This window comes from Paraglaciecola sp. (assembly GCF_039964565.1).
In the GTDB taxonomy this organism is placed as follows: Bacteria; Pseudomonadota; Gammaproteobacteria; order Enterobacterales; family Alteromonadaceae; genus Paraglaciecola.
This window is the reverse complement of record NZ_JBDVXF010000004.1, coordinates 88,807-114,897: the sequence shown is the minus strand read 5'-3', so window position 1 is coordinate 114,897 and position 26,091 is coordinate 88,807. Positions and strand designations below refer to the sequence as shown.

Here is a 26,091-nt window from a genome sequence, read left to right as displayed (position 1 = left end):
TCTTAATTACATGGACCTCCTAGACTAAAGCAAACTATTGTATTTTAAGCGGCAACATTACCGTGGGGATCGATAACAAATTTGGTTGCCGCGCCACCATCAAAATCAGCATAGCCTTTGGGCGCGTCATCTAAAGAAATCACCTGCACATTAACTGCATTGGCTATTTTCATTTTATCGGATAAAAATTAAATACTATTCGGCGATACTGGATCTTCACGCATAACCTAGCCGTTTCACCCTCAACATGTCACCTAAGGTCTAACAACGTGGACATAAAAGAAATGATTAATCTTTGACTGGTACTCAATATTTATCAAATTCCAAGTTCTTCTGCTTTAAATAGCTAAACTGTGAGCGACGGTGCTTGAGTCTTATAAACTCCAACACCACCGTCGCTCACATTTACCATAAAGAGCTTTGGCTCTTATTGGTCAGTTACCATTCGGTTTTGAATGCACCATAAGTGACCGATTTACCTTCGGTTTCTTCTTTAACAATATTATTACGCTGGCGGCCAAGGTAAGTAATTTCAGATTCCATTACATCGCCTTCTTTAAGCCATGCTCCGCCAAAATTTGCCGCATTACCTGGGGGTGATCCCATAATGAACAGATCACCAGGTAATAATCTAAGGCGCTCTGACGCATGAGAAAGCACTTGCCCTGGACCGAAGATCATATCTTCGGCAGGCCAATCTTGACGCTTCTCGCCATTAACGTTCAGTCTGATCTGCATTTTGTTGCGATCAACAAATTCTTTTGGCACAGCAAAAGGACCAAATGGTTTGAAGTTAGGCTGGAATTTACTGACCCAATCAAAGTTAAATTTGATATCTGCACGTTTAAATTCATCAACCGTACCTATATCGTTAACCATTACGTATGCAGCGATCATATCTTCGGCATTTTCTGGTTTTACATAACGCTCACCTTTACCAAGGATAAAGCCAAGCTCTAATTCCCAATCAGGTTGTTGACCGATTAAAGGCAAGGGAACGTCTTCATTCGCGCCACATAAAGAAGAATGTAAACCAGTAAAAAAGAAGGGGGTCCCTTCGCGGCCACGACGATCTACTTCAGCGTAGTTACGTTTGAAGAACGCTTCATCATCTTCACCAGGTAAACGCTTATCTTGGTTGAATTTGTTGAAAGTCATCATTTCTGCAACATGTTGACGGTAGTTAGACGCGGCACAAATGAAGTTCGGATGGGCTAAAACAGGTAAAATGTTTAATTCTGTGAACGATTTTGCTGGGCGGTCTTGTTTCGCCGCAACTTCTTTTAACCAAACTAGGGCATTGTCCCAATCGTTAAAGATTGCATGGGTGTCTACATAGCGATCAGATACATCTAACACATCACCATTTGGCAAAACTAAACCAGGGAAAGCGGCTTCGCCTTCTACTTGGTAAGTACCAATACCAAAGGTTCCTTCAACTAAGCCCGTTACTGGGTTGATATTTTCTGGCTCTACTGCGGGCTTTACGTCGCCCATCATAAATTTACTCATTATTTATTCCTCTATTCTTCTATTTGTGTAGTGAAATGGCGATCATTCAAAATAGCGATCAGGTGGATCAGAACTCCACACATCCATTTCGACTTCAGCAATATTATGTACCCGTGAACCATCACTGGCTTTTAAGCGATCGGTGTCAGAAAATGTTTCAAAACGATTGCGATCTGGGTCGCGCCATACATCAAAAATATGACTACCATGGGGGTGACGGCCAACACCCCAAACCAATTCGTATTCTTTAGATTCTAAATAACGGTGGGTCATAAACTGGGCTTCAAAATCTTGCGCTTCAAAACTAATATGGTGACAAGCTGCTTCACCGGTTTGACTTTGCATAAGGGCAATAACATGGTGATCCACCAGCTCTTCACCGCGATCAAGACGACAAAATCCCACAATCTGAGCTTGGGGTTGTCCAGGAATGTGATATACATCACTAGGGATCAGACCCAACACATCTTTATACCAAGGCAAGCTTTGGCCAAAACTAGGAATAAATAAACCTACATGACCTAAGCGAAACAGTTTTGCTGGAGCCATAGGGCGTTTAGGTTCAAAACGTTCTTCACGGGTGTATTGTCCCGGTGCATTCATAACAAGCTGGTCATAGGCTGGCTCTGCAGCCACTCGCTCAATGCCATAAACCAGATCAATTTTGAAACCGTTGGGATCGGTTAATGTCACTCCGATACCACCGCCTGGTGTGCTTAGTGCTTGAATGGGGCTCGCGCCGTGCTCGCTAATAGCACTTTCAAGATCATCTTTACTGTCTACTTCGAACGCCAGACCTACAAAACTTGCTTTATCGGCTTTTTCAGCGACATAGGCAAAAGCGTCACCACCGCCAGTTCGCATAATCAAGTGTTGTTCATTACGTTCTACGGTAAGCAAACCGAAGTCCTGAGCAAATGCTTCTGTTTGCGCTAAATCAGGTACCTTAAACTTCACATTATGAAGACTTTTAATACGCATATACGGGTACTCCTTTTTGAATTTGATATTCTGCTTGAGTCAGTTAAGGGGCGATAACACTCCCATTTAAAGTCTGCTCAATTCAGCATTGGCAATAATATAAAGCTTCAACCTATCAGCGTCTAATGACAAATTACCCACTTAGGTATTCGTGAAACTTATAGGTTAAAAAAACTATACGTTCGCTATTAATTTCAGTTAATCAAACTTTCAGTGCTAATCCCAATAGATCTGCTGCGTTCAAACCGAGTATCTTGGCCTTATCGTTTTCAGCAAGTTGCTCATGAAATTCCACTGGGTTGGGTTCAGCCATATCAAATGGATAATCACTACCCAAACATAAGCGATCAGAACCGTGGGTGCGCACTAGAGAATCTAGCTGCTCTTTGTCAAACACTAAGGTGTCGAACCATAGTTTGCGCAGATAACTTGAGGGCAAGTGCTCACAATGCTCACTGCAATCAGGACGGGCACGCCAACCGTGATCCATACGCCCCCAATAACCAGGAATATAGCCTCCGCCATGTGCGACACAGATTTTCAATCCTGGATAACGGTCTAGCACTCCGCCAAAAATCAAATGGCCTACGGCAAGTGTCGACTCCAATGGGTTACCAATCAGGTTGTTAAAATAATACTCTTTCATACGGTGTGCATCGGTAAAACCCAGTGGATGTATAAATAACAAGATGCCAAGTTCTTCAGCTGCAGCAAAAAAAGGCTGCAACTCTTCATGATGTAAATCTTTGCCATTTACATTGGTGCTTATCTCAATACCACGCAGGTCCAATTCTTGAGCGCAGCGTCTCATTTCTGAGATCGCCAAAGCAATGTTTTGCATTGGAACTGTGCCCATACCCACAAACCTTTCTGGATTAGAAGCGACAGCTTCAGCAATACCATTATTCACCGCTTGTGAAGCAGCCAGACCAGTTTCATCGTCGGTATAATAAAAATACTGACCGGGATTGGGCGATATCACTTGAACATCAACACCCAGTCTATCCATATCTGCAATACGTAAATCGATATTGTTTAGGGTCGCGCCTATGCTGCAAAATTGGGCCTTATTGACCTCGTTAGACTTGTCACTAGAAAATTCGTGAATACCTGGTGGTGGCCCAGGGTATTTAGCTTGTACAATTTGATCCGCCGCTTTCACATTAAGGTGACAATGAATATCCACCACTAAATGTTGCCCTTTTTTACTTACCGAAATTAAATTTTTACCTGTACAGCAATCAGCATTCATAAACTAAACCTAATAAAAAATTATCTTTTAACGACAGACTTATGTGCAATATCCAACATACACACGACTCATGTTTGTTTTATCTAATTCTCATTTCAAAAATAAAAACAAAGTGTGATATTCAACTCAACTAGAGGACATTAAATTTGCCTAACAATGACCAATATCCTCAGCCCACAAATAGCAAAATCTTGGTGCATCACCGTTTGTTAATAAATACACATAGCGACTAATGGGCCAATACTCTACTTTCCCTCTAAAACCTATAAGCGTCCAATCACAATTAACCTTGTAAGCTATAAGTGGGGCTGATAGATTTATCGCATATAACTTGACGAGTTAGATTTACCATGCGATTTGACGGATTGGATTTAAACCTCCTAGTTGCTCTTGAAGCGTTAATAGAAGAACGAAATGTGTCAGCGGCAGCTAGACGTATACATTTAAGCCAACCAGCTGTCACCGGTGCCCTAAAACGCTTACGGGAATATTTCAACGATGAGCTTTTAGAACAAAGCGGGCGCCGCATGTTTCTTACTCCTAAAGCTGAAGCACTAGCAGGCCCGGTTCGCAGAGCACTATTTCAGATAAGAGGTGAAATTACCCGAGCTGGCAGCTTTGATCCCGCCACCACGGCCAGGCATTTTGTAATTTCAGTCTCTGATTACGCCTATACAATATTACTAGCTAAGGTGATAGCCAAAGCCGCAACGCTTGCTCCCTTTGTCACCTTTGAAATCATGCCTCCCAACGAACAAGTCAATGAACGTTTCGAACGAGCTGAAATTGACCTTTTGGTAACAGTTGATAGGTTTGCCTTACCAGGGCACACGTTTACCGAGCTGTGGCGAGACGAAGAGGTGATCATTAGTTGTCAAGAAGCGGGCTTTGAGAAAATTGATGAAGACACTTTTTTTGCTTGTGGACACGCCGTTGCTACCTTTGGTCTTGAACACAGAGCCTCAATTGCAGACAAACATGTTGATCAAAAAGGCTGGAAAAGACGGGTTGAGGTGCAATTGCCAGAATTTGGCGCACTTTGCCAAGGAATAGTAGGCACCAAACGTTTGGCTACCATGCATCGCCGCTATGCCCTGCACTTTGCTAAATTATATCCAATCAAACTTCACCAAACGTGGGAGCCCTTTCCTGAAATCATAGAGGGCATGCAGTGGCATAAAGTCAGAAATTTGGATCCTGGCTTACTTTGGTTGCGAGGCCTACTAGAAGACGGCGGAAAAAATATCGACTAGCATCCTTCCTAGGCTAGATGCCTGTGTTGAGAGTACATCGAAGCCTCTCTTAAAAAGTAATGAAAGCTACTTTAGTTTGAAGGCCCCCAATCGGTGATTAAAACCAAAGGCATTCAATTACTTGCAAAATATATTTTGTGGCAATTTATGCCAAGCATTTAGTCACTTTATGCCATTCCAGCCCTGTGCTCAATTCGTTAATATCAAAAATAGATCCATTGCCATTACGCCTACTTCACGCTTACGGCACTCACCAACGATCAATGATAGGAGTTAACCATGTGGCAGTTTAAAGCCCCAGTAGATGATGCACTTTTTGTTATAAATACTTGGTTAGGCGCCTCTGATGATTGGCAATCCTATGAGAAATGGCGGGATATTGATGACGAGTTATTAGAACAAATTATTATTGAAGCGGGTCGTTTTGTTAACGGTGAGCTCGCACCACTTAATGCTTCTGGTGATAACCAAGGTTGTCGCTTGAATAATGGCCAAGTTATCACTCCCGATGGTTTTCCTGCAGCCTATCAAGCTTTTATTGATGGTGGTTGGCCGGCACTGGCTTGTGATGAAAGCTATGGTGGACAAGGTTTACCGCTATTGCTCAATACAGTCCTAATGGAAATGATGGCCGCTGCCAATCATGCCTGGTTTATGTACCCAGGTATTGCCCATGGGGCCTATGAATGTTTGCATGAACATGCCTGTGAAGAAATCAAAAACACCTATTTGCCTAAAGTAGTAAGCGGTGAATGGCTAGTAAGTATGGATATTACCGAACCACAAGCGGGTAGTGATGTGGGTCAGATAAAAACCAAAGCCGTTAAGCAACAGGACGGTAGTTATATATTAACTGGTAATAAAATTTTCATCTCAGGAGCCGATCATGATCTCACTGACAACAGCCTACATTTAGTATTAGCGCGCACGCAAGATGCTCCAAGGGGTACTCGTGGTTTGTCGCTCTTTTTAGTTTCAAAATATCTTGTTAATGCCGATGGAAGTTTAGGCAACAAAAATGCCATTGAAATTACCGGCATAGAGCATAAATTAGGTATAAAAGGCAGCGCCACTTGCTCTGTCTCCTTCGAAAACGCCACAGGTTTGTTGGTTGGAGAACTCAATCGCGGATTGGCGCATATGTTTGTCATGATGAACGCCGCCAGATTACAAGTCGGGTTACATGGCATTGGGCATATGGAGTCAGCGACTCAACAAGCCATTGAATATGCCAATGAACGTTTTCAAAGTCGTAATGCCTTTTCTATAGACAAAGATCCCAAGTCAGTGGCGATAAAGCAACACCCAGCAATCAAACATAAACTCAATGAACTTAAAGCATTTACCGAAGGTTCGCGCATGATGGCCTACTGGATTGCTCACTTAATCGATCAGCAATCTGTTAGTACAGATAGTGATGAAAAGGGTCGACTTAAACAGTTACTAGCCTTGCTTACTCCGGTCATCAAAGCGTTCTCAACTGATCATGGGTTTAGATTAGCCAGTTCGGCATTACAAGTGTTTGGCGGTTATGGCTACGTTAATGAGTACCCTATTGGGCAAACATTAAGAGACAGTCGCATCGCCATGATTTATGAAGGCACAAATGAAATTCAAGCGAATGACTTAGTACTACGTAAAATACTCGGTGACCAAGGACAAGGTTTTACTTTCATTATCAACGAGATCTTGGTCGAAATAAAACAACATCCTGATGATGCTGATGAAAAACGCCAATTGGAATTATTAATAACTGAGGTGCAATTAACTGTGAAAACCTTAATTGATCATGCAAAGTTAGATGATAACGAGTACGCGGCCAAAGTGGCACCAGACTTTATGCAAGTGATGGGTTACACACTACTGGCCTATGCTTGGCTAAAAACCATTCGATTGACTACTAACAATCAGAACCAATATTTAGCTAAAAAGAAACAGACCGGGCAATACTACTTTGATTACCTATTACCCCAAGTCTACGGTCACTTGTTGAAAATACAGGCTGGTGATAAGCCAATACCCAACATCGAATAACGCTTATTCAACCATGTAGTAATCGATAATCACATCTTTTGGATTACGGATACCTCGAGCGACAAAAACGTGTCGGGTCATCCAATTGTATTTGTCACCTGTCACTTTAAAAGTAGGTGTGGTGCGAAAATAGTACTTTGAAGGGTCAACGACTTCACCTTTTGACAATTGAGTTATCACCTTTTCAGACGCGACTCGCACCCCAGGATTGGTGACTTCAACCACTGTACCATCTTCTAGTTTTAAAAAATAACGAGCCAGGATATCGGTAAAGCCGCCACTAAAAACCGTTTGCCAATCGCCGCCGCCGTGCATAACCTCACCTTGGAGCAAAGGCCCGTAAACTGTACCACCGGTTATTTCAATAAAACGTCTTTGACCACCGTCCACTTGCCCCTGTTCAACAGGTTTAGCCACCTCAACATTCACCGAAAAAGCATAGCTAAGTTTTGGGGTGGGGGCAGATGGACCTTGTTGACCTATGGCCGGAAATACCAATAAATATAAAGCCATGCTTATTGGTTTAAACCATTCCGATTTTTTAAAAAATTCAATATTCAAAATGAATTCCTTGTATAAAAAAGCGAGGAGTACCATCCTCGCTAGTGCTAACTCAGCTCTCAACCGCGCTAGAATACAATGCATGTTTCAGCACTTTACCACTGCCATTACGAGGCAATGCCTCTAACACAACGAGTGATTTAGGTACCTTATATTTAGCAATATGCGCTGATAAATAATGCATTAAGCCGTCGTGATCCAAAGCGTTTATATTCGTTTGACAAACAATGAATAGACGACCTACTTCGCCCCATTTATCATCGGGCACACCAATCATGGCGCATTCCAACACATGGGGATGTTTTAAAGCGATAGCTTCAACCTCTGCGGGATAAACATTTTCTCCCCCAGAAATAAACATGTCTTTTTTTCTGTCAACGATACGGTAATAACCTTGCGCATTTTGCACTGCAATATCGCCTGTTTCGAACCAGCCATCAGCAGTAAAGCTGTTTTCAAACAAGGTCTCTTTTCCCCAATAACCAACAAACAGATTAGGTCCTTTTAACTGAACTTCCCCTGGCACCCCAACTTTTACTGTCTTTCCCTGAGCGTCGTGCAAACGTATCGATATTCTTGGTGGATTGATACCAACACAACCCGCATTTTTGTCGATCAAATCAAGTTTATGTGGCATACCTAACAAGGTACCAGCCTCACTCATGCCATAACCATCGACAATAGCAATGCCATCATTAAGCCATCGTCTGATCTGCACTTCTGGATGTGGTGCACCACCGGTCAGCAACGCCTTTAAATTTTTCAACCTTGAGGGATCAAAAGAACTGACTTGGCGAAGCGAATTAGCCATTTGCGGTATACAAAAATAATGGGTAATACTTAAAGTAGGATCAGAAAGCCTATCTAAGGTACGCTCAGGAATAAACCCGTCAGAGATAACCAGCTTTCCGCCGTTGTATAACACTGGACGCACCGAGGAAATTAAACCTATGATGTGAAACATAGGCGATTCGTTCAAAAACGCACTATGCTGATCCACTTCATATAATAACGTTGAATTCAAAATTGTTTCCATCAACGTTGCTTCAGTATGAATAGCCCCTTTGGGCTGCCCTGTGGTTCCAGAGCTATACAAAATTAAGCAAGCTGCGTCGTTATCAAACTCTAGCGCATCATTAACAGCAAGGTTTTCAGTATCCTCAATGAGGTTTCCAATAGGCTCAAAAGCAATGCCTATCTCCGCAGCTTTGTCGTCACCGAAAACGATAGTAGGTTCACAATCTGCAAGTAAACTTTCTATTTCAAATAACGCCAGACGCCAGTTCAAGGGCACAAAAATGGCCTTAGTTCGAGCGCAAGCAAAATGTAAGGCAAGGACTTCTGCTCTATTTTTACTGATACAGGCAATTCTATCACCGCGCTTAATGCCCCGTTGCAGTAAATAAGACGCAAACTTACCGACGAGTTGGTTAAATTCGCTGAAGCTCCATGTGCGTTCAAAAGTAAGGTCTTGTACCGCTAAGCTGTCAGGTCGAAATTTTGCCTGATATGTCAGAAAGTCCATCGTGGCTAAACCCCCTTATGCATCTTGTTTGTTTTTGTCATAAGCCCCTAAACCAGGCTTATAAGATTTATCATCAATGAACTGTTTAATGCCTTCTTTACGCCCTTCATTATCAAAGCTGTTAGCTGCTTCTTGCGCTCTAATCAAATAGTCTTCGGCATTATCGTAAGTCATTTCTTTCACGCGGCGAATCGCGTCTTTGGTCGCTTTAAGGGCAACCGGATTTTTCTCTAATAAGACTTTACAGACAGCTTCAACTCGCGCTTTAAGTTGCTCTGCAGGCAAAGCTTCATTGATCAAGCCCCACTCAACCGCTGTGGTCCCATTGATATTTTCGCCCATCATGGCGTGATACATGGCTTTGCGCAGCGGCATTAAATCAGCCACAACTTTACTGGCACCACCACCAGGTAATATGCCCCAATTAATTTCACTTAAACCGAAAGTTGCATCTTCAGCGGCAAAAGCCAAATCACAGCCAAACAAAGGCCCATAACCACCACCAAAACACCAGCCGTTTACCATGGCTACAGTAGGTTTTTGATACCAACGTAAACTACGCCACCAACCATAAGCTTCACGTTGAGCTTGACGTGTAGCACCTAAACCTTTGCCTTCGTTTTCACGAAAATATTCTTTTAAATCCATACCTGCAGACCAAGAAGTGCCCTCACCTGTTAGCACGACTACACCTACATCATCTCGATATTCCAAGTCGTCTAATACACGCTGCATCTGTCGGTTTAATTTTGGACTCATACAATTGCGTTTTTCAGGACGATTAAACTTCACCCAAGCAACATTATTCTCTACCACACATGCGACTGTTTCTTGTTCTGTTCTTTCTGTTTTTTCTGTACTCACAGGACTTCCCCTTGTATAAATTTATGTACTTTAAAGTAATTAAGTGTCTGCCACTTATTCTTGGATTAAATAGGATAATGACCCGGCTGAGTTTCAACCGTGATCCAACGTAATTCACTAAATTGCTCAATGCCGGCTTTGCCTCCAAAACGGCCATAACCAGAAGCGCCCACCCCACCAAAAGGCATTTGAGCTTCATCGTGCACAGTGGGGCCATTCACGTGACAGATACCGCTGTTGATTTGTGCCGCCACTGTCATTCCTCTGGCCACGTCTTGGGTAAATACCGCAGCACTGAGGCCATAAATAGAGTCATTGGCGATCTCAATAGCTTGTTGCTCGTCCTTTGCTCGCATAATAGCGACCACAGGTCCAAAACTCTCTTCACTGTATATCGCCATTTCTTTAGTGACCTTGTCCAATACCGTAGCTTGCATCAATACAGAGGTACTGGTGCCGCCGACTAATATGTTTGCGCCTTTTGCTACAGCGTCTTCAATCAAACTATTCACCTTAGTTACGGTTGTTTCGTCGACCACGGCGCCTAGTGGCGTTTTACCTTCACGGGGATCTCCAGTAGCCATGGTTTGCACTTTTTGTTTAAACTGTTCAGCAAATTGTTCGGCGACATCATCAACCACAATCAAGCGTTCTGTGGACATACAAATTTGCCCCTGATTCATAAACGCACCAAAAGCAGCAGCTTTGACAGCTTCATCTAGGTTGGCATCGGCCAGTACTAGCATCGGGGCTTTGCCTCCTAATTCGAGCAAACAAGGCTTCAGATTTTCAGCCGCGCGTTTGGCAATAATGCGACCCACAGAGGTGGAGCCTGTAAAATTAATACGTTTAATAACAGGGTGATCAACTAGCGCGCCCACCACATCAGCTGCATCTTCAGGGGCGTTAGTCACTATATTCACAGTACCGTCAGGGAAACCTGCTTCAGATAAAGCTTCAATGATCAATGAGTGAGTTTGCGGACAAATTTCCGAGGCCTTTAAAATAACCGCGTTACCACATGCTAAAGCAGTTGAAATAGCACGCACGCCTAAGATAATCGGGGCATTCCAAGGTGCAATACCCACAATCACTCCAACAGGCACTCGCTGAGCCATAGCCAAACAACCAGGCTTATCAGATGGAATGACCTCACCACTAATTTGTGTTGTGAGTGAAGCCGCTTCGCGCAACATAGATGCAGCCAAACCTAAGTTAAACATTGCCCAACCGGCAGTTGAGCCAGTTTCGTTCATCATGGCTTCAACAAAGGCGTCTTGACGAGATTCAAGAGCGACAGCAGCAGCGTTAAGTACTGCACGTCTACCATTAGGCCCCACTGCAGACCAAAGCTTAAAACCTGCCTGTGCTTTTACAGCTATAGGGTGAATATCAGTACTTTTCATTGCTAGAGCTTCACTAGCAACCGCGCCTGTAAGTGGATTAATTCGACTGAATTTCATAAAAACGCCTCTTTGTATAAGTTAATGTCAAATAGGTAAATCTTGGCGCCTGTTAAGGTGAAACCTGATTACCTAAGTTGGTTTGTCGGATCCCAATAAGAACGACTGCGACTGCCGCCACTAAAGCACCTGCTCCCATGGCAATAGATACACCTTGCAAGCCCACGCCAGCAGTAAATAAATAACCAGCAATAATCGGGCTTAATGCTGCGCCACCTCGGCCAAAACCGATAACTACGCCTGTACCACTCGCTCGCACATCAGAAGGAAATGATTGCGCCATGAGTGCATACAACCCCACTACCCCTGCGTTAGTAAAAAATCCGGTAGCTGCAGAAATCCAAGCCAAGCTGCTTAAAGATTCATAACCAAGACCAAAGGCTGAAACCATAAAAAATGATATAACCAGTACAGTTACCAATAAGTTGCGTAATTTAATTTTGCTGGATAATAAGCCCAACAAAATGGCACCTATGGCTCCGCCTACATTAGCCCAAACCAACACCTGTCCAGCCTGTGAAGCTTCGAACCCCATATCAACTACAAATTTAGGGATCCATTTCAAAATAAAATAAAAGGTCATAATTTGCGTAAAATAGGCAAGTAACAGTAACAAAGTAAGTCCCCTAAGTTTTTCAGAAGCTAAAATCCTGAAACTTGACTGCTTAACTGTTTGAACTTGAGGGGGCAGCTCGTTAATTGCTGTAGATCCCATTTTTAAGAGGATTTTGTTCAGGCGCTTGAGTGCATTAGGTGGCCGTTTGTTGGATAAATACTCAACAGACTCAGGTAACAAAAACGCTACCACAAACAAAAATAGTCCACTGACAACTCCGCCAAAAATAAAGATTGCGCGCCAAGTGTGGGTTTCAAGTAATACTGATACAACACTGCCACCAATAATGGCCCCTATGGGATAACCGGTTGCCATCATGATCACGCAAAAATGTCGAAAACGTTGATTTGCAAATTCGGCGACCATAGCGTTAGTTGAAGCCAACATGCCACCAATGCCCAAACCTGTTAAAAAACGCACTATGAGAAGCTGATTGACAGTCATTACATAAGCCGCAAGAAACATTCCCAGTGTCATCAACAATAAACAAAACTGAATAGTTGGCTTTCTTCCAAAACGGTCAGCGGCCCCTCCTAACAAGACAGAGCCGACGGCCATGCCAAACATTTCCATGGCTAAAACGATGCCTAACTGGGCGCGATTAATGCCCCACTCTTGCGCGATGCCAGGTGAAGCAAAACTAATGGCCAATACATCAAATCCATCTAACGCATTAAGAGCGATACAAATCACCACAGCCATGATTTGCAAACTGCTCATAGGTGATGCATTAATAATACTGGCCGGATTTTTGTTCATTTATAACAACCTCTTAGGTGAACTTTTGTTATCAATAGCCTAGTTGCATATCTAACGCTTTGTCACTGCGTTTACATATCTTTGAGGTGATAATGAACAACTTGCTTTAAGTGAACACTTGGTAGGAATGTTAAAGTATGTTGAAAAAGCTTAAATGGCAGAAGACGACTAAATACCATGCAAATAATGACATCGATTATTTTCTGCAGAAAATCATATCAAATTAGAGAACAGCCGTTTATTCAAAGAAGCCTTAGTACTCAAATTACCGAGCGAAATTCAACGACAAACAGCGGATTTCCCCAAATTGATACAACTTAATGAGAAACGTCAAACCCGCTGTATACCTCTATTTTTAAAGACAATTATCAACTGTCACTTTTAAACCAGTCTAATTGGTTGTCATTCTTGCAACTGCTGCTGCCGCGCACTCTTCAATCACTTTGGTATAATCTTGTACCATCTGTTGGCCGATGATAAATGGATTCGCTTTATCAGGGTTTTCACGCAAAACCTGCATACGATTCAGAGAATCATCTACAAATGGATGATTGCTTAGGGCCACATCGACAGCATATTCTCTTTCGAGCTTAGCGAACTTGCTAGCCGATTTAACATATTCTTTAACCAATGCCATATCTTTAGGTATACCGGTTCCTCCCCATAAAGCAGCAGTATGGGTTTTCCCATTCTCTGTAACTGGGAAAATAAGTGACAAGGTCCCTGGAGTATGACCTGGAGTAAGCACAAGCTTGACATTGGTATCACCTAAGGTAAGTTCCTGACCATCGGTCGCCACCAGATCTTTATCTGGTGCAGCAGACCATTTAGGTGCAGGCATACCCGGGCGAGCAAGCCTTGGCGGCGGATTAATTGCCAGTTCCCAGTCTACTTCGCTCATAATGACAGAAGCTTTATACTTCTCGGCTAAATAGCGTGCGCCGCCATAGTGATCACCGTGACCATGCGTGACGACTATCATCTTAATTTCTGCCGGATCTAAACCTAAAGAACGCATACCAGTCTCAATCACGTTTTGTGCTAATTCAGTATTATCCAATGCATCGATTAAAATAATTCCGTCACTGGTTTGCAGGGCATAAGCCCCTACCGGAGTGACTCCCACATAATAAAGGTTGTCAAAAATCTTGGTTGCAGGTGGCACACTTTTGTCACTAAAATATTTCATGGCGCGGTTATCCGTGCTGCACTGCAATTCAGCGGTGGTACGCATAAAAGTGTCGCCGGCTAATGCATAAGCTTTATCAACATGCTTTTGTGCTAAATTCAGCTCACTGTAAGTCGCGTAACTGCAAGATAGACAAAGCAAACTGAAAGCGGATAGGGCAAATTTATTTCTAGTCTTCATTAGGTTAATCCTTTTATATCGAATTTTCATTGCAGATTGTTGTGCATAAATACATGGCTGCTAGATACAGTGGATCTGGATATCTAGCATCCTTATTATCCAACAGTATTAATAATCAAATCTCAGCCCTAAGCGGAAATATCTTCCAATTAAATCGTGTCTGGTATTCGACACACCAAGATCATCAAGTGCAGTACCACCATCAAATCCAACTCTTGGCGGTTCTTTATCCAATAAATTATCGATGCTAGCGAAGACTTCAAATCTTATATCACCCATGTCAAAACGACGGCTAGCAGTCAAATCGAAATAACTCACCGCATCAACTTTGTTGTTGTCTACATCAACCCCTGAGGTCCACTCCGCGTCTATCACACCTTCTCCAATATAACGATGGCGCAATGAGATAGTATTTTCATAGTCGGTAAAGCGAATAGAGGTTAAACTCGCCCATTTTTGTGGACCACCATTTACTGCGCCATTACCACCAGCGAATTCGCCTAGTAAATCATCACGTACACCACGGTCTTCTACATAATGTTCTTTGGTATAAGTCCAAAATGAACGAATATCCACATTACCATCCGCCAAATCAAAGCGATAAGTCGCTTCAACGTCATAAGCAGTTAGCACCTCTTCGGTTAAATTAACTGGAGAGTTAAAAATATTACTCATCAATCCTGTAGCAGAATCACGTTGAATGAAACTACAAAAAGAAGTTTCATTGTTATAACAACGATCAACAATGTCTTGGTCTAGAACCGTATCAATTGCACCATCAACATTGATATGAAAGTAATCCAATGATAAGGACAAGTCTTCAATAAATTCGGGCTCGTAAACAATACCAAAAGTGGTGGTGTCTGCTTCTTCTGGCGACAGTTCAGGATTCCCTCTAATAGTGCGAGTAACTAGGTAGTTTGCTACTCCCTCACCAAGAGGGTTTTCAACAAAGGGATCGTTAAAATACAAACTGTTGGTTTGTCCACCACTGTAATATTCGTTTAAATTTGGCGCTCTGATGTCACGAGATTGTGTACCGCGTAGCGATACACCTGCACCAATTTCATAGGTTAAACCACCCTTCCAAGTGGTAACGTTACCGCTGGTACTGTAATCCGTTAACCTTACAGCTGCATTAAAGTCTAAAGAATTACCTAGAGGAGAATCATAAAAAATAGGTACTAATACTTCAGCAAATACCTCATTTACATCATATTCACCACCAGCATCTTTATAATTCCCCACCCACCAACCACTGACTTGTGAAATAGGGTCGGCCTTACCAGTAAATTGCTCTTTACGGTATTCATACCCAAAGGATGTAGAAACTGCGCCTGCATCCAACTCCGCTAAATCACCACTAAAAGTAATAGATAATACATCTTGGGTCAGTTCAAGATCTTGACGTGCGGTACCGATTACATAATCAATAGAAGCTTGGCTAGGTGCACCTAAACCAAAAATATTGGCAGCTACACAACCATTAGATGGATCGGTTAGGCTTGAACGACAAATGGCATTGCCGTTGCCATCTGATATTGCATCAACTGCCAAGGCATATTTAGCGGTATTTGCATCGCTTCTGGTTTCATTTACGACATCAATACTACCTCTTTGATAATAAGCCGCCATTGACCAATTATCGTTAATTTCTAAATCAGCCCCTACTAAATAGCGTGTCATATCTCTTTCGTTATAAGGATTAGCTCGGCCAAAATCCACGTTCGAACGACCTAGTGGAATGGAGGTCATACCAAAGTTATCCATCTGTGTCGCCAATTCAGCAGGTAAGTACGGGTTGTCTCTGGCAATGGTAAGCGCACCAGCAAAGCGGTAATAAGGAACGGAAAGTGACTCACCCTCAGTCGTGCCATACATATACTCGCCGTAAACAGTTAAGTCCTCTGTTACATCATAAGTGGCATGTAAAAAGCTGGTGACTTGTTCATACTCAGCCAATATTTGTGTACGCGCCGAGAAATCATTCAGTTGACCATCGCCAGTAATGCTGCTCCCTAACGGACCACCAGAATAACGAGTGCCAAAATTGAAAGGCAGCAAAGCACCATCAGGAGAAAAAGTGATACCCGCTAAAGGACCAGCACTTAAAAAAGTATGCCCTGCATCAGAGCCAATAAAATTACCTACGTTATCCAATACTAAGCGCTGTGGTTGACCATTTCCTTCAGCATAATCCGGGTTATTAACCAGCTTTGTGCTACGAAACCAATCACGAGAGTCAGCTCTATCCACACCATCGGCGCTAGTATAGTTCAAACTACCAATGACATGTCCACGACCATCTGCAAACTCAAAGCCAGCGGCTAAATTTGCTTTAAATTCATCTGCATCATCATAACCAGAACGACCAGCTTGAACCGAACCTTTTACGCCGGTAAATTGTTTATCTAATACTAGGTTAACTACCCCCGCTACGGCATCAGAGCCCCAAGCAGCGGATGCGCCACCGGAAACGATCTCAGTGCGCTTTAATAAGGTACTTGGCAACATGTTGATATCAACTTGCCCGGTGCTGGCTGCGCTAACGACACGTCGTCCATCTAATAGAACTAAGGTACGGTTACTGCCGATACCTCTTAGGTTTAAAAAGTTTGCGCCCTGAACTCCAGAGCCTACATCATTACCAGAACTTCGAGGCGAAGTGGCAGAGCCCATAGAGGGCATACGATTGAGTGCATCAGCAACATTCACTACACCAACATCATTAATAAATGCAGAATCTAAAACAGTAGTAGGAGTAGGCGCTTCATAACCAGGACGAGACTTAAGACGAGATGCTGAAACAACAATTAATTCAACGGCCTCCTCTTCTGCAATTTTGTTAGTGCCACTATTCTCTTGAGCAGAAACCACTGACAAAGGCAGAGCAGAGGCTATGCCAAGCGCGAGTAAAACATTTGCACAGCAACGGCTGGTCAAAAATGGAATATGTGTGTTTTTCATGTGCGGGCCCTTATTAATTATTTGTTATATTTGTTAATTAAATATTAACCATAACAAATCCTCGCATGGCCCCATTAGAGCAACAAGTGATATTATCCAATCGATTGGACAGATTTACAAAGCAATAAATGTTAATTGTATTTCTATCTAATTAAAGTTGAAGCCTGATTAAAGGAATTTTAATCAGCCAGACATAGGTGACTTGTTTATGATTATTGATTTGCGAAAATTGTGAGCAAAATATCGATTAGTGCAGGTCTACAACTCGTCCACAATTAAGAATGTGATTCGGGTCTATTATTTCTTTTAGGGTTTTCATTAATGCTATTTCACTGTCGCTTCTTGAATACTTTAAAAAGTCTTTTTTGATCACTCCTATACCATGTTCACCTGAAATCGACGCGCCAATTTTTCCAGCAATCTGCAGTACATCGTCTTCAATAGCGTGCAATTTATCTTGCTGCGGATAACTAATGGTTAAGTGTAAATTACCGTCACCTAGATGACCAAAGGCAAAGTATCTGGCTTGGGGATACTTGTCAGCAACCAGTTGTTTGCTGGTATCGACAAAGTGCTGCATTTGCCCCAACGGCATACTGATATCAAAGGCAATAAAGGGTTTTACAATACTTAATAGTTCAGCAATGGCCTCTCTGATGCCCCAAATATCAATATTGTCTTGCAAAGATTGGCCAAGGATAACGTCTTTTATTAAATCCTGCTCTAAGGCTTCGCCTAATAAGGTTTCGCTTATAGTCTGCAGTACCGACTTATCTGTTCCTTGGAACTCCACTAATGCATATATTGCGTGATTATCAGAAAAGGGCTTTCGAGCGAGCTTTTGTGTATTAATCACTTCGTCAAAATAGTCAGCCCACATCACTTCAAATGCAGACATGGTTTGCGATGCTTGATGACGAAATTTAGCCAATAACAGAGTCAACTTTTCTAAATTTTCAGCGCCGCACAGCATCACCATAGTCTCATCTGCACGGGGAACCAATTTCAGAACGAGACGGGTGATAATACCCAAAGTACCTTCTGAGCCAATAAACAAATGTTTTAGATCAAAACCGGCATTATTCTTCATCATAGTGTTCATACCCCCTACTATGTCGCCATTGGGGATGACTGCTTCAATACCCAGCACGAGATCACGCATCATGCCGTATTTTATCACTCGATTGCCGCCTGCATTGGTGGCCGCATTTCCACCTATGGTGCAGTTCCCCCTAGCACTCAAATCCAAAGGAAATTGCAAGCCAAGCTCTTTCGCTTTGTTTTGTACTTGCTCCAGAGTCGCCCCCGCTTCCACTGTCATCGTCATGGCATGTTCATCTATATCAACTATATGGTTCATACGCTCTAAACTCAGTGCCACTTCATTAGCTTTAGGTGTTGCTCCGCCACACAGGCCCGTTCTGCCTCCTTGAATAACAATCTTGATACCTTGCTCATTGCAATATTTCAGCACTTGGGATACTTGCTCGCTTGAGCTAGGTTTGATTACAGCCAAAGGAATTTGATCAGCAATAGCACTCCAATCACTGCTGTAACCCTTGAGAATGTCCTCATCGAGTATCATTGCATTGGCGCCCACTAAGGTTTGCAGTCGCCTGACATGAGTAGAAGTAATCATTTTATTATCCTTAAGCAGGCTACTTTATTTGGCTCGCTTTATTCAATGTCTTTAGGAAAGCTTTTTGGCGGCAACAAATTGTTCAATAAAATCAGCAAAACCTTGTACCGGATCTGACACCCACAGGTCGCTTTGACTATATAGAACATAACGCCTAGATTGGGTTGGCTGCACCAGCGGCAGTTGCAGCAAATGTTTGTGTAAGCCCAATTGATTAACAAATTCTGGGGTGATGGCTAAGGCAATATTTTGCGACACTAAGCCCAGAGCCGTGGTCACGCTATCCACAATTTCTGAAACCTGAAAGCGGGCGCTGGGCTCCAAAGTGTTTAATATGTTTGCAAAACTTTGTTCATGGTCTGATCCTGGCGCACAAATATCATGGGGCCTCAGCTCCGACCAACTCACTTCTGACTGAGTTGACATGGGATGTTCTGGATGGCACCACAAGATCCAACGACTCTCAAACAATGGGCGGACAGAAATGCCCTGATTAACTTGTTGTTCCGGGCCAATCGCTATATCAGCCGTGCCATTAACAATTTGATCCGATAATGATATGACCGAAGAATCGACTATATGCACTCGAACATCAGGATGAGTCACGCGATACGCGGCAATAATTTCAGGCAGTAAAGTGGCTGCCACCACCTGTGGGGCCGCTACCCGTACAATCCTTACATTATCTTCTTTTAATACTATGGCAGCTGCTTCAGCCACTTTCATTTGTTGCAGCACAGACACGGCATAGGCTAAAAACTCCCTGCCTGCGACTGTTAGCGACACTTTACGTGTCGTTCGATCAAACACAGGAAAACCCAAACGATCTTCTAATTCTGCGATAAGATTACTAATAGTCGACGAACTGAGGTACATATAATCAGCAGCACGGTTAAAGTTTTTAGTATCAGCCACGGCAACCAAGGCTTCTAATTGTCTCAATGAAAACCTAGCCATACTAATTCGCTACTTTAATAATGAGTTCGAAAATAAAGATCATAAATAACGCTTAACTCCAGAGTATTTAAAAGTCCAGAACGGCATTAACAAATATCACATTCAGACTAATAACAAAAATGTCAGGAGGCAATATAAACCGTTTTTACTGTTGTATAAAACTCTGCAGCATAACGTCCTTGTTCTCTAGATCCATAACTTGAACCGTTACGTCCACCAAAAGGCACATGATAATCGACCCCTGCTGTAGGTGCGTTGACCATTACCATACCGGAGTGAGCATGACGCTTAAAGTGATTGGCATATTTAAGGGAGGTCGTGACTATGCCACTCGAAAGTCCAAATACCGTATCGTTAGCCACCGCCAGTGCTTCTTCATAGTCTGCCACTTTGATTACACAGGCTACTGGACCAAAAATCTCTTCTTTAGCAATGCGCATACTTGAATTGGCTTGGGTAAAAAGTGTTGGTTGCAGGAAAAAACCCTTGGTTTTTCGTTGTAAAATTTCTCCTCCAAAAGCGAGTTTGGCTCCCTCGTCTTTGCCAACTCGTATATATTGACACACATTGTCTAATTGTTTCTTATCAACTACTGGGCCTATTTTTGTATTTGTATCAAGTGCGTGCCCCACTTCTAACTTGCCCATTTTATTCACTACAGCAGCCACAAAACGATCATGAATTCCCTTAGTTACAATAAAACGTGACGAAGCAGTACAGCGTTGTCCAGTGGCGTAAAAAGCTCCGTTTACTGCGACTTCTGCAGCTACCTCTAAGTCAGCATCATCCAGCACTACTAGGGGGTTTTTACCCCCCATTTCCAACTGAACCTTACCCATACGGGCAACCACTTTCGACGCAATATTGCGGCCAGTTCCTTCAGAGCCAGTAAAACTAATTGCCGCGACATCAAGGTGATTTACCAGGGTTTCACCAACAATAGAACCTTTACCCAATACAAGGTTAAATACCCCTGCTGGTGCCCCCGCCCGATGAATAATATCAGCCAAGGCCCAAGCTGAAGCTGGCACAAGTTCAGCAGGTTTAAACACCACTGTATTACCATAGGCCAAGGCTGGCGCTATTTTCCAGGCTGGAATTGCAATCGGAAAATTCCAAGGCGTTATCAAGCCAACAACCCCTACTGGCTCACGGGTGACTTCGACTTCCATTCCTTGCCGTGTGGATGCGAGTTTATCACCAGTTTGGCGAACACATTCTCCGGCAAAAAATTTGAAAATTTGTCCTGCTCGAATGACTTCACCTAGCGCATCGCTTAAGGCTTTCCCCTCTTCACGAGCAAGTAACTTAGCTAATTCATCTTTGCGAGCCAGAATTTCAGAGCCTACGGCATCAAGCATATCAAAACGTTGCTGAATAGGACTACAAGACCAACTTTGAAACGCTGTTTTCGCCGCTTCAATGGCATTGATTGTTTGCTGTTGATCCCCTTGCGCATAATTACCAACAAGATCGTCTAGATCCGATGGGTTGATATTCGCTCCTAGGGTTTCACTGCTTTCCCATTGGCCGTTAATTAGGTGTTTGTATTGGCATTGCATCATTTTTCTCTTTATTTAATCTTTTGCTTTTGGCCAGCTAAGCAAGACCTGAACAGAAATAGCCGCGATTAGCACTATAGGTAAAATACTCATCAAAACATCACTTGAATCATTTGTGCCAACCAATAAAATGCCAGCTAATAGAGGCCCGACTATTGCTCCCATTCGCCCTAGCGCTACACTCCAACCTACCCCGGTACCTCGGATAGCTGTAGGATAATAGCTACCCGCTTGTCCATAGAGTAAGAATACTAAGCCATTGGCAAAAATCCCGACCACTAACCCGGCGATCATTGCACCTGTCATATTGTGTTGTAATGCTGCTAGCGCCAATAAAGCGCCGGCAATAGCAATACAAACGCCGGCAAATAACAAACGTTGATTAATACGTGAAATTAACCAGCCTAATATTAATGCCCCCGTAGAACCACCAACATTAAACATCAATTGCACTGTACTCGCTTCATCGCTGGTAAAGCCTTTACCCACTAGTAGTAATGGCAACCAATTAAGCAATAAATATAAAACGCCAACGGAACATAAAAAGCCGAGCCACAACATAAAAGTTGGCACTGCTCGCCTTTCTGCAAATAGTGAATGCCCTAGACTGTTATTGGATGCAACATTATCTTGTAGCGCAGTTTCTTTAACGTTTTTAAAGGCTTCTGATTCGGTCAAGAATTTAATTAATACTGGTACCAAAAGTAAAGGCGCGATGCCACCAACATAAAATATTTGTCGCCAATCATCGGTTAACATAACGACTGCCGTAGCGATAAAGCCGCCAATTGGTGTAGCGCAGTACATCATGGTAACGGCACCTGCGCGTTGTGAAGGCTTAACCGCTTCTGCGGCTATGGCGATAATCATTGGTAAAGCGCCGCCCATACCTAAACCTGTGATTAATCGAATGCCAATTAGAGAGTTTACATCCCATGCAAAAGGCGTGAGAAGTGAACAAAGGCCAAACAAAGCCACAGAAATGATCATGACTTGTTTACGACCGATACGATCAGAGATCATGCCGCCTACCAAGGCACCTATAAGTAAACCAACGGAACTAGCACTGGCTATTAAGCCCATTTCGTCAGACTGTAAATTAAATTCGGCAACTAACCCAGTTGCCGCAACTCCCATTGATTGTAAATCTAAGCCTTCTAATATTGTTGTAACAAAGCATAAGCCTAAGGTTAGCCAGTTTGTTTTTTGATGAGTGTTACTTTGCATATTTACGCCTTCTGGATCTATTACTCGTGCTTACTACGCTCAAAATTAATAAGCTGAGGATGAGGTTGATTGAGTGGAGGTTTCACCTTTGAATCGTGCGCACAGGTTTTTTGCACCATTAACCAATAATGTAGTATCCACTCCCACCGCTACAAATAAGGCACCCTCGGCCAAATATTCCTTTGCAACAGTGGGATCGGTAGCTAATACACCGGCGGCTTTGCCCATTTTTTTGACAAGCTGAATGCCTTCCTTGATGGCATCCTTGACCTGCTTAGCGTTTTGCTTACCTAAAAGACCCATTGATGCGGACAAATCTGCGGGGCCAAAAAATATTCCGTCAACACCGTCAACCGCGGCTATAGCATTAAGATTCTGCAAACCTTGTAATGACTCCACCTGCACAATGACACATATTTCTGCCTGACAGTCATCGAGATAGTTGTTAACTTGATTCCAGCGAGATGCTCTGGCTAAACCGGCGCCAACACCGCGGACCCCTTGAGGAGGATAACGGGTAGCCGCTACGATCTGTTTTGCCTGCTCGGCATCATCAACCATGGGAATTAATAAGGTTTGCACACCTAAGTCCAGATACTGTTTTATCAATACGGTATCACCTATTGGAGGTCGTACAATTGCCTGAATGGGGTAAGCCGCCACTGCTTGAAGTTGAGTTAATACGCTCGGCGGATCATTAGGTGCGTGTTCGCTGTCAATTAACAGCCAATCAAAATCGGTAGTTGCTAAAAGTTCGGCACTGTAAGGGCTTGCAAGTGCAGCCCAAAGACCTATTTGCTGTTGGCCATCGGCTAGCTGTTGTTTAAAGAGGTTTTTCGACATTTTCATCTGCTTGCTTCTTTTCTAATCATTACAATCAAATAAATCGACAGGAAACATTGCCCAATGGGCCATAATCAACGACAAATGTATCGCCCGCTTCAGCGGCAACCGGTCGGGTAAAAGAGCCACTAAGCACCACATCCCCCTGATTTAATTGTTCATCATGAGGCGCAATTTTATTCGCTAACCAAGCAACCCCCATAGCTGGGTGATTTAACACACCAGCCGCCAATCCCGTCTCTTCAATGACGGCATTTTTGTATAACAAGGCCCCCACCCAGCGCAAGTCCACAGCATCGGGTTTGACCGGTTGCCCGCCCATGATAATGCCAGCATTAGCGGCAAAATCGGAAATGGTATCGAAAACTTTACGGGGCTCTTTGGTATCACGGTCAAGTTGCTCAATACGCGCATCGATTATTTCTAGTGCAGGAACCACATATTCCGTCGCCCTTAACACATCAAATAATGTCACATCAGGTCCTTTAAGGGGAGCCTTTAAAATAAACGCCAATTCGACTTCGAGACGAGGCAATATAAACTGCTTAATATCGATATCAGTACCGGAATCAAAAAACATATCGTCCATTAAGGGAGCATAATCTGGCTCGGTGATCTGCGCCGAAAGTTGCATTGCTCTTGACGTTAAACCAATTTTACGGCCTTTTATTTTACGCCCGTCTGCCAGCTCAAGTTTTACCCATGCACGCTGAATGGCATAACCATCTTCTATGCTCATATCAGGATATTGCTTAGAAATATGGCGCACTTGCGTGCGATTTTTGCGGGCTGAATAAAGCTGCAGGGCTAATTCATTAATGATACTTTGCGACAACATTATCCATTCTCCGTTTGTATTTCGCTTTGCTTATTCAATTGGCTATTTCAGCTGATGGGCTTTTTTTAACCCTTGAGTAAACCTAGGCTCCACATTTTCATCAAACCCTAAAGCGACACGTCTAACTTCATCACTGTCTGTAGGTTGATGACCACAATTGAGCCCTGAAGCACGTGGTGCAGGGATGGCTTTTACTGTGCCTTTAATGCGACCGATATTAGTGATTTCACACTCCACCACATCACCTGGGTCAACCGAACGTGAATGACAAGGCGTGCCCATCAAAATCACGTCACCCGCATTAAGAGTAATATGCCGTGCAATATCAGCAATGGCATAATGTGGCCCCCAAATAGTTTCGTCACCTACATGAGCTTGCTGTACTACTTGGCCATTAACATAAGTGGTTAAGGTTTGTTCAAATAAATTCACCCCCCTTACTATGCCAGGACCAATGGGTAATAAAGTATCGGCACCTTTAACACGTAACATTGAACCTTGGTCAGTATCTCGAAAGTTTTGCAGCCCCATATCCAGAGCAGGACAGAATCCTTCAATATAATCCCAAGCTTCATCTGGCAATACATTACGGCAGGTTTTACTGATCACCACAGCGTACTCGCCTTCATAATTTAAATATTGGCAATCATCAGGTTTAAGGATTTCACCATTGTGACCATTAAGCGCGGTAGGCGGTTTAGTAAAATAGGTTGGATACGCTGTAGGCTTAGGGAGTTTGCGAGTTTCCATACTTCTTGAGGTATAAGAAATGTGTATAGCAATAATTTTACTCGGGGCGACAGGCGGCAAATAAACTAAGTCCGCAGTTTCGAGCACTCTACCATCATCAAGTCTGAGTTTGCCCTGCTCCTCACCACTTTCAATCATAGTGCCCCAATAAGCACTACCACCTATAAGTACCCGTCTTCTTTCGACCCGTGGGCCAATCATCACTGCAGGCGTATTTTTTAAAGGGAATTCAAAGTTCATTTATTGCTGCTCCACATCAAACCAAATATGCACATTACCTGTGCCTCGGGCATTCTCATAATCAGACATCACTGTGCCTTTTGCTGTGCAATGGGCACCGCCTAAAGCTCCAATCATCTGCAAATAGTGACCACCAAAGGCTTCCCAATTGCGTTTTTTGTATTCACTTTCCCAGTTGTTAATGATCTCACCGTGTTTACCTTGCTCCATTAATCGTATAGCACCCTTGTCACTTGCTACGTTTTCTGGGCTAGACACATTGGACTCATGGAAGATTCTTGGGTTAACCGGCTGCCAGTCAATATTATTAAAGCGATGACTCAGTGCACCAGAAGCAATTAACAAAACTCGTGCGTCACTATTTTCAATGCCTTGTGCGATGGTTTTTCCTGCCGGAAGAAATTGATCCCAACGACAGTTTTGACAACAACTGGCGGAAACCACAGAAATGCCGAGCCTTTCTAAATGCAGATGTTTGATGATATTTATCGTGGCATATTCTTGATGCATGCCTTCATTCGCGGTGGAGCGCACTCTCACTCCTGACGCTATACCTGCATCGTTGATATGGTGGGCAAGTTCCGGATTGCCTTTATAATCATAATCAACACCAAACAGGTACCAAGGCATTTCTGCACTAACAAAATTACCCTTTATACGGGCGCTGGCCTCAACTAAGTGAAACCCAGTGGTAAACCAATGGGTATCAAAAATGATCACAGTATCAGGTTTCACTTCTGCAATTTTTTGACGTATTTTTGCGTAGCCAGGGATCAAATCAGAGTCTTCACCGGCGCCCATTAATTTGCGTAATTCTTCATTTTGCATTAATCCTGGGTGATGAGATAGAAATGCCGCTCCAACGATTTTACCCATTTT

Annotated in this window: 21 protein-coding genes; 2 read left to right on the top strand and 19 right to left on the bottom strand. The window is 43.1% G+C overall.

Translation table 11 applies throughout. The features are described 5' to 3' along the window. Nucleotides 1-44 precede the first annotated feature (44 nt). The 4 genes from ABJK37_RS01235 to ABJK37_RS01220 form a co-directional block, all read right to left on the bottom strand. Nucleotides 45-173, bottom strand: coding sequence for a hypothetical protein (locus tag ABJK37_RS01235; protein WP_348349280.1), 129 nt, complete (start codon nucleotides 171-173; stop codon nucleotides 45-47). 265 nt (nucleotides 174-438) lie between these two features. Next, nucleotides 439-1,512: a fumarylacetoacetate hydrolase family protein gene (locus ABJK37_RS01230; RefSeq protein WP_348349278.1), complete on the bottom strand. Its 1,074-nt coding sequence runs from the start codon at nucleotides 1,510-1,512 to the stop codon at nucleotides 439-441. 42 nt (nucleotides 1,513-1,554) lie between these two features. Beyond that, a complete protein-coding gene (locus ABJK37_RS01225; protein ID WP_348349276.1) occupies nucleotides 1,555-2,493 on the bottom strand; it encodes a VOC family protein in 939 nt (312 codons plus the stop codon). 202 nt (nucleotides 2,494-2,695) lie between these two features. Then, nucleotides 2,696-3,745: an amidohydrolase family protein gene (locus tag ABJK37_RS01220; RefSeq protein WP_348349273.1), complete on the bottom strand. Its 1,050-nt coding sequence runs from the start codon at nucleotides 3,743-3,745 to the stop codon at nucleotides 2,696-2,698. A 350-nt stretch (nucleotides 3,746-4,095) separates the two neighbouring features. On the opposite strand from ABJK37_RS01220, the gene ABJK37_RS01215 reads away from it, so the two are divergent. Next, nucleotides 4,096-4,998: a LysR family transcriptional regulator gene (locus tag ABJK37_RS01215; protein WP_348349271.1), complete on the top strand. Its 903-nt coding sequence runs from the start codon at nucleotides 4,096-4,098 to the stop codon at nucleotides 4,996-4,998. 279 nt (nucleotides 4,999-5,277) lie between these two features. Then, a complete protein-coding gene (locus tag ABJK37_RS01210; protein ID WP_348349269.1) occupies nucleotides 5,278-7,032 on the top strand; it encodes an acyl-CoA dehydrogenase family protein in 1,755 nt (584 codons plus the stop codon). A 3-nt stretch (nucleotides 7,033-7,035) separates the two neighbouring features. Here the strand turns inward: ABJK37_RS01210 and ABJK37_RS01205 are convergent, their stop codons facing one another. The 15 genes from ABJK37_RS01205 to ABJK37_RS01135 all read right to left on the bottom strand — a co-directional run bounded on the left by ABJK37_RS01205 (nucleotide 7,036) and on the right by ABJK37_RS01135 (nucleotide 26,088). Beyond that, on the bottom strand, nucleotides 7,036-7,593 hold the full coding sequence (locus ABJK37_RS01205; RefSeq protein WP_348349267.1) for a DUF3237 domain-containing protein: 558 nt from the start codon (nucleotides 7,591-7,593) through the stop codon (nucleotides 7,036-7,038). 52 nt (nucleotides 7,594-7,645) lie between these two features. Beyond that, entirely contained in the window at nucleotides 7,646-9,118 is a 1,473-nt protein-coding gene (locus ABJK37_RS01200) for an AMP-binding protein (protein WP_348349265.1), read from the bottom strand. Nucleotides 9,119-9,133: 15 nt separating this feature from the next. Next, nucleotides 9,134-9,982 (bottom strand): p-hydroxycinnamoyl CoA hydratase/lyase, encoded by an 849-nt coding sequence (locus tag ABJK37_RS01195; protein ID WP_348349263.1) that lies wholly within the window; start codon nucleotides 9,980-9,982, stop codon nucleotides 9,134-9,136. Between the two features lie 65 nt (nucleotides 9,983-10,047). Then, a complete protein-coding gene (locus ABJK37_RS01190; protein WP_348349261.1) occupies nucleotides 10,048-11,445 on the bottom strand; it encodes an aldehyde dehydrogenase in 1,398 nt (465 codons plus the stop codon). Nucleotides 11,446-11,497: 52 nt separating this feature from the next. Beyond that, nucleotides 11,498-12,820: an MFS transporter gene (locus ABJK37_RS01185; protein WP_348349258.1), complete on the bottom strand. Its 1,323-nt coding sequence runs from the start codon at nucleotides 12,818-12,820 to the stop codon at nucleotides 11,498-11,500. A 391-nt stretch (nucleotides 12,821-13,211) separates the two neighbouring features. Next, the gene (locus ABJK37_RS01180) at nucleotides 13,212-14,189 is read right to left on the bottom strand and encodes an MBL fold metallo-hydrolase (RefSeq protein ID WP_348349256.1); all 978 of its coding nucleotides are present in this window, start codon (nucleotides 14,187-14,189) and stop codon (nucleotides 13,212-13,214) included. Between the two features lie 108 nt (nucleotides 14,190-14,297). After that, complete coding sequence (locus ABJK37_RS01175) at nucleotides 14,298-17,156, bottom strand: TonB-dependent receptor (RefSeq protein WP_348349254.1); 2,859 nt, start codon at nucleotides 17,154-17,156, stop codon at nucleotides 14,298-14,300. A gap of 247 nt (nucleotides 17,157-17,403) precedes the next feature. After that, a complete protein-coding gene (locus ABJK37_RS01170) occupies nucleotides 17,404-18,795 on the bottom strand; it encodes an FAD-binding oxidoreductase (protein ID WP_348349252.1) in 1,392 nt (463 codons plus the stop codon). A 51-nt stretch (nucleotides 18,796-18,846) separates the two neighbouring features. After that, nucleotides 18,847-19,752 (bottom strand): LysR family transcriptional regulator, encoded by a 906-nt coding sequence (locus ABJK37_RS01165; RefSeq protein ID WP_348349250.1) that lies wholly within the window; start codon nucleotides 19,750-19,752, stop codon nucleotides 18,847-18,849. Between the two features lie 122 nt (nucleotides 19,753-19,874). Beyond that, the gene (locus ABJK37_RS01160) at nucleotides 19,875-21,317 is read right to left on the bottom strand and encodes an aldehyde dehydrogenase family protein (protein WP_348349248.1); all 1,443 of its coding nucleotides are present in this window, start codon (nucleotides 21,315-21,317) and stop codon (nucleotides 19,875-19,877) included. Nucleotides 21,318-21,329: 12 nt separating this feature from the next. Further along, complete coding sequence (mhpT, locus tag ABJK37_RS01155; protein WP_348349246.1) at nucleotides 21,330-22,541, bottom strand: 3-(3-hydroxy-phenyl)propionate transporter MhpT; 1,212 nt, start codon at nucleotides 22,539-22,541, stop codon at nucleotides 21,330-21,332. A 45-nt stretch (nucleotides 22,542-22,586) separates the two neighbouring features. After that, nucleotides 22,587-23,384, bottom strand: a complete 798-nt coding sequence (hpaI, locus tag ABJK37_RS01150; protein WP_348349244.1) for a 4-hydroxy-2-oxoheptanedioate aldolase — start codon at nucleotides 23,382-23,384, stop codon at nucleotides 22,587-22,589. A gap of 34 nt (nucleotides 23,385-23,418) precedes the next feature. Beyond that, on the bottom strand, nucleotides 23,419-24,222 hold the full coding sequence (gene hpaH / locus ABJK37_RS01145; protein WP_348349242.1) for a 2-oxo-hept-4-ene-1,7-dioate hydratase: 804 nt from the start codon (nucleotides 24,220-24,222) through the stop codon (nucleotides 23,419-23,421). A 42-nt stretch (nucleotides 24,223-24,264) separates the two neighbouring features. After that, nucleotides 24,265-25,212, bottom strand: a complete 948-nt coding sequence (locus ABJK37_RS01140) for a fumarylacetoacetate hydrolase family protein (protein WP_348349239.1) — start codon at nucleotides 25,210-25,212, stop codon at nucleotides 24,265-24,267. After that, a complete protein-coding gene (locus ABJK37_RS01135) occupies nucleotides 25,213-26,088 on the bottom strand; it encodes a hypothetical protein (protein ID WP_348349237.1) in 876 nt (291 codons plus the stop codon). Nucleotides 26,089-26,091 lie beyond the last annotated feature (3 nt).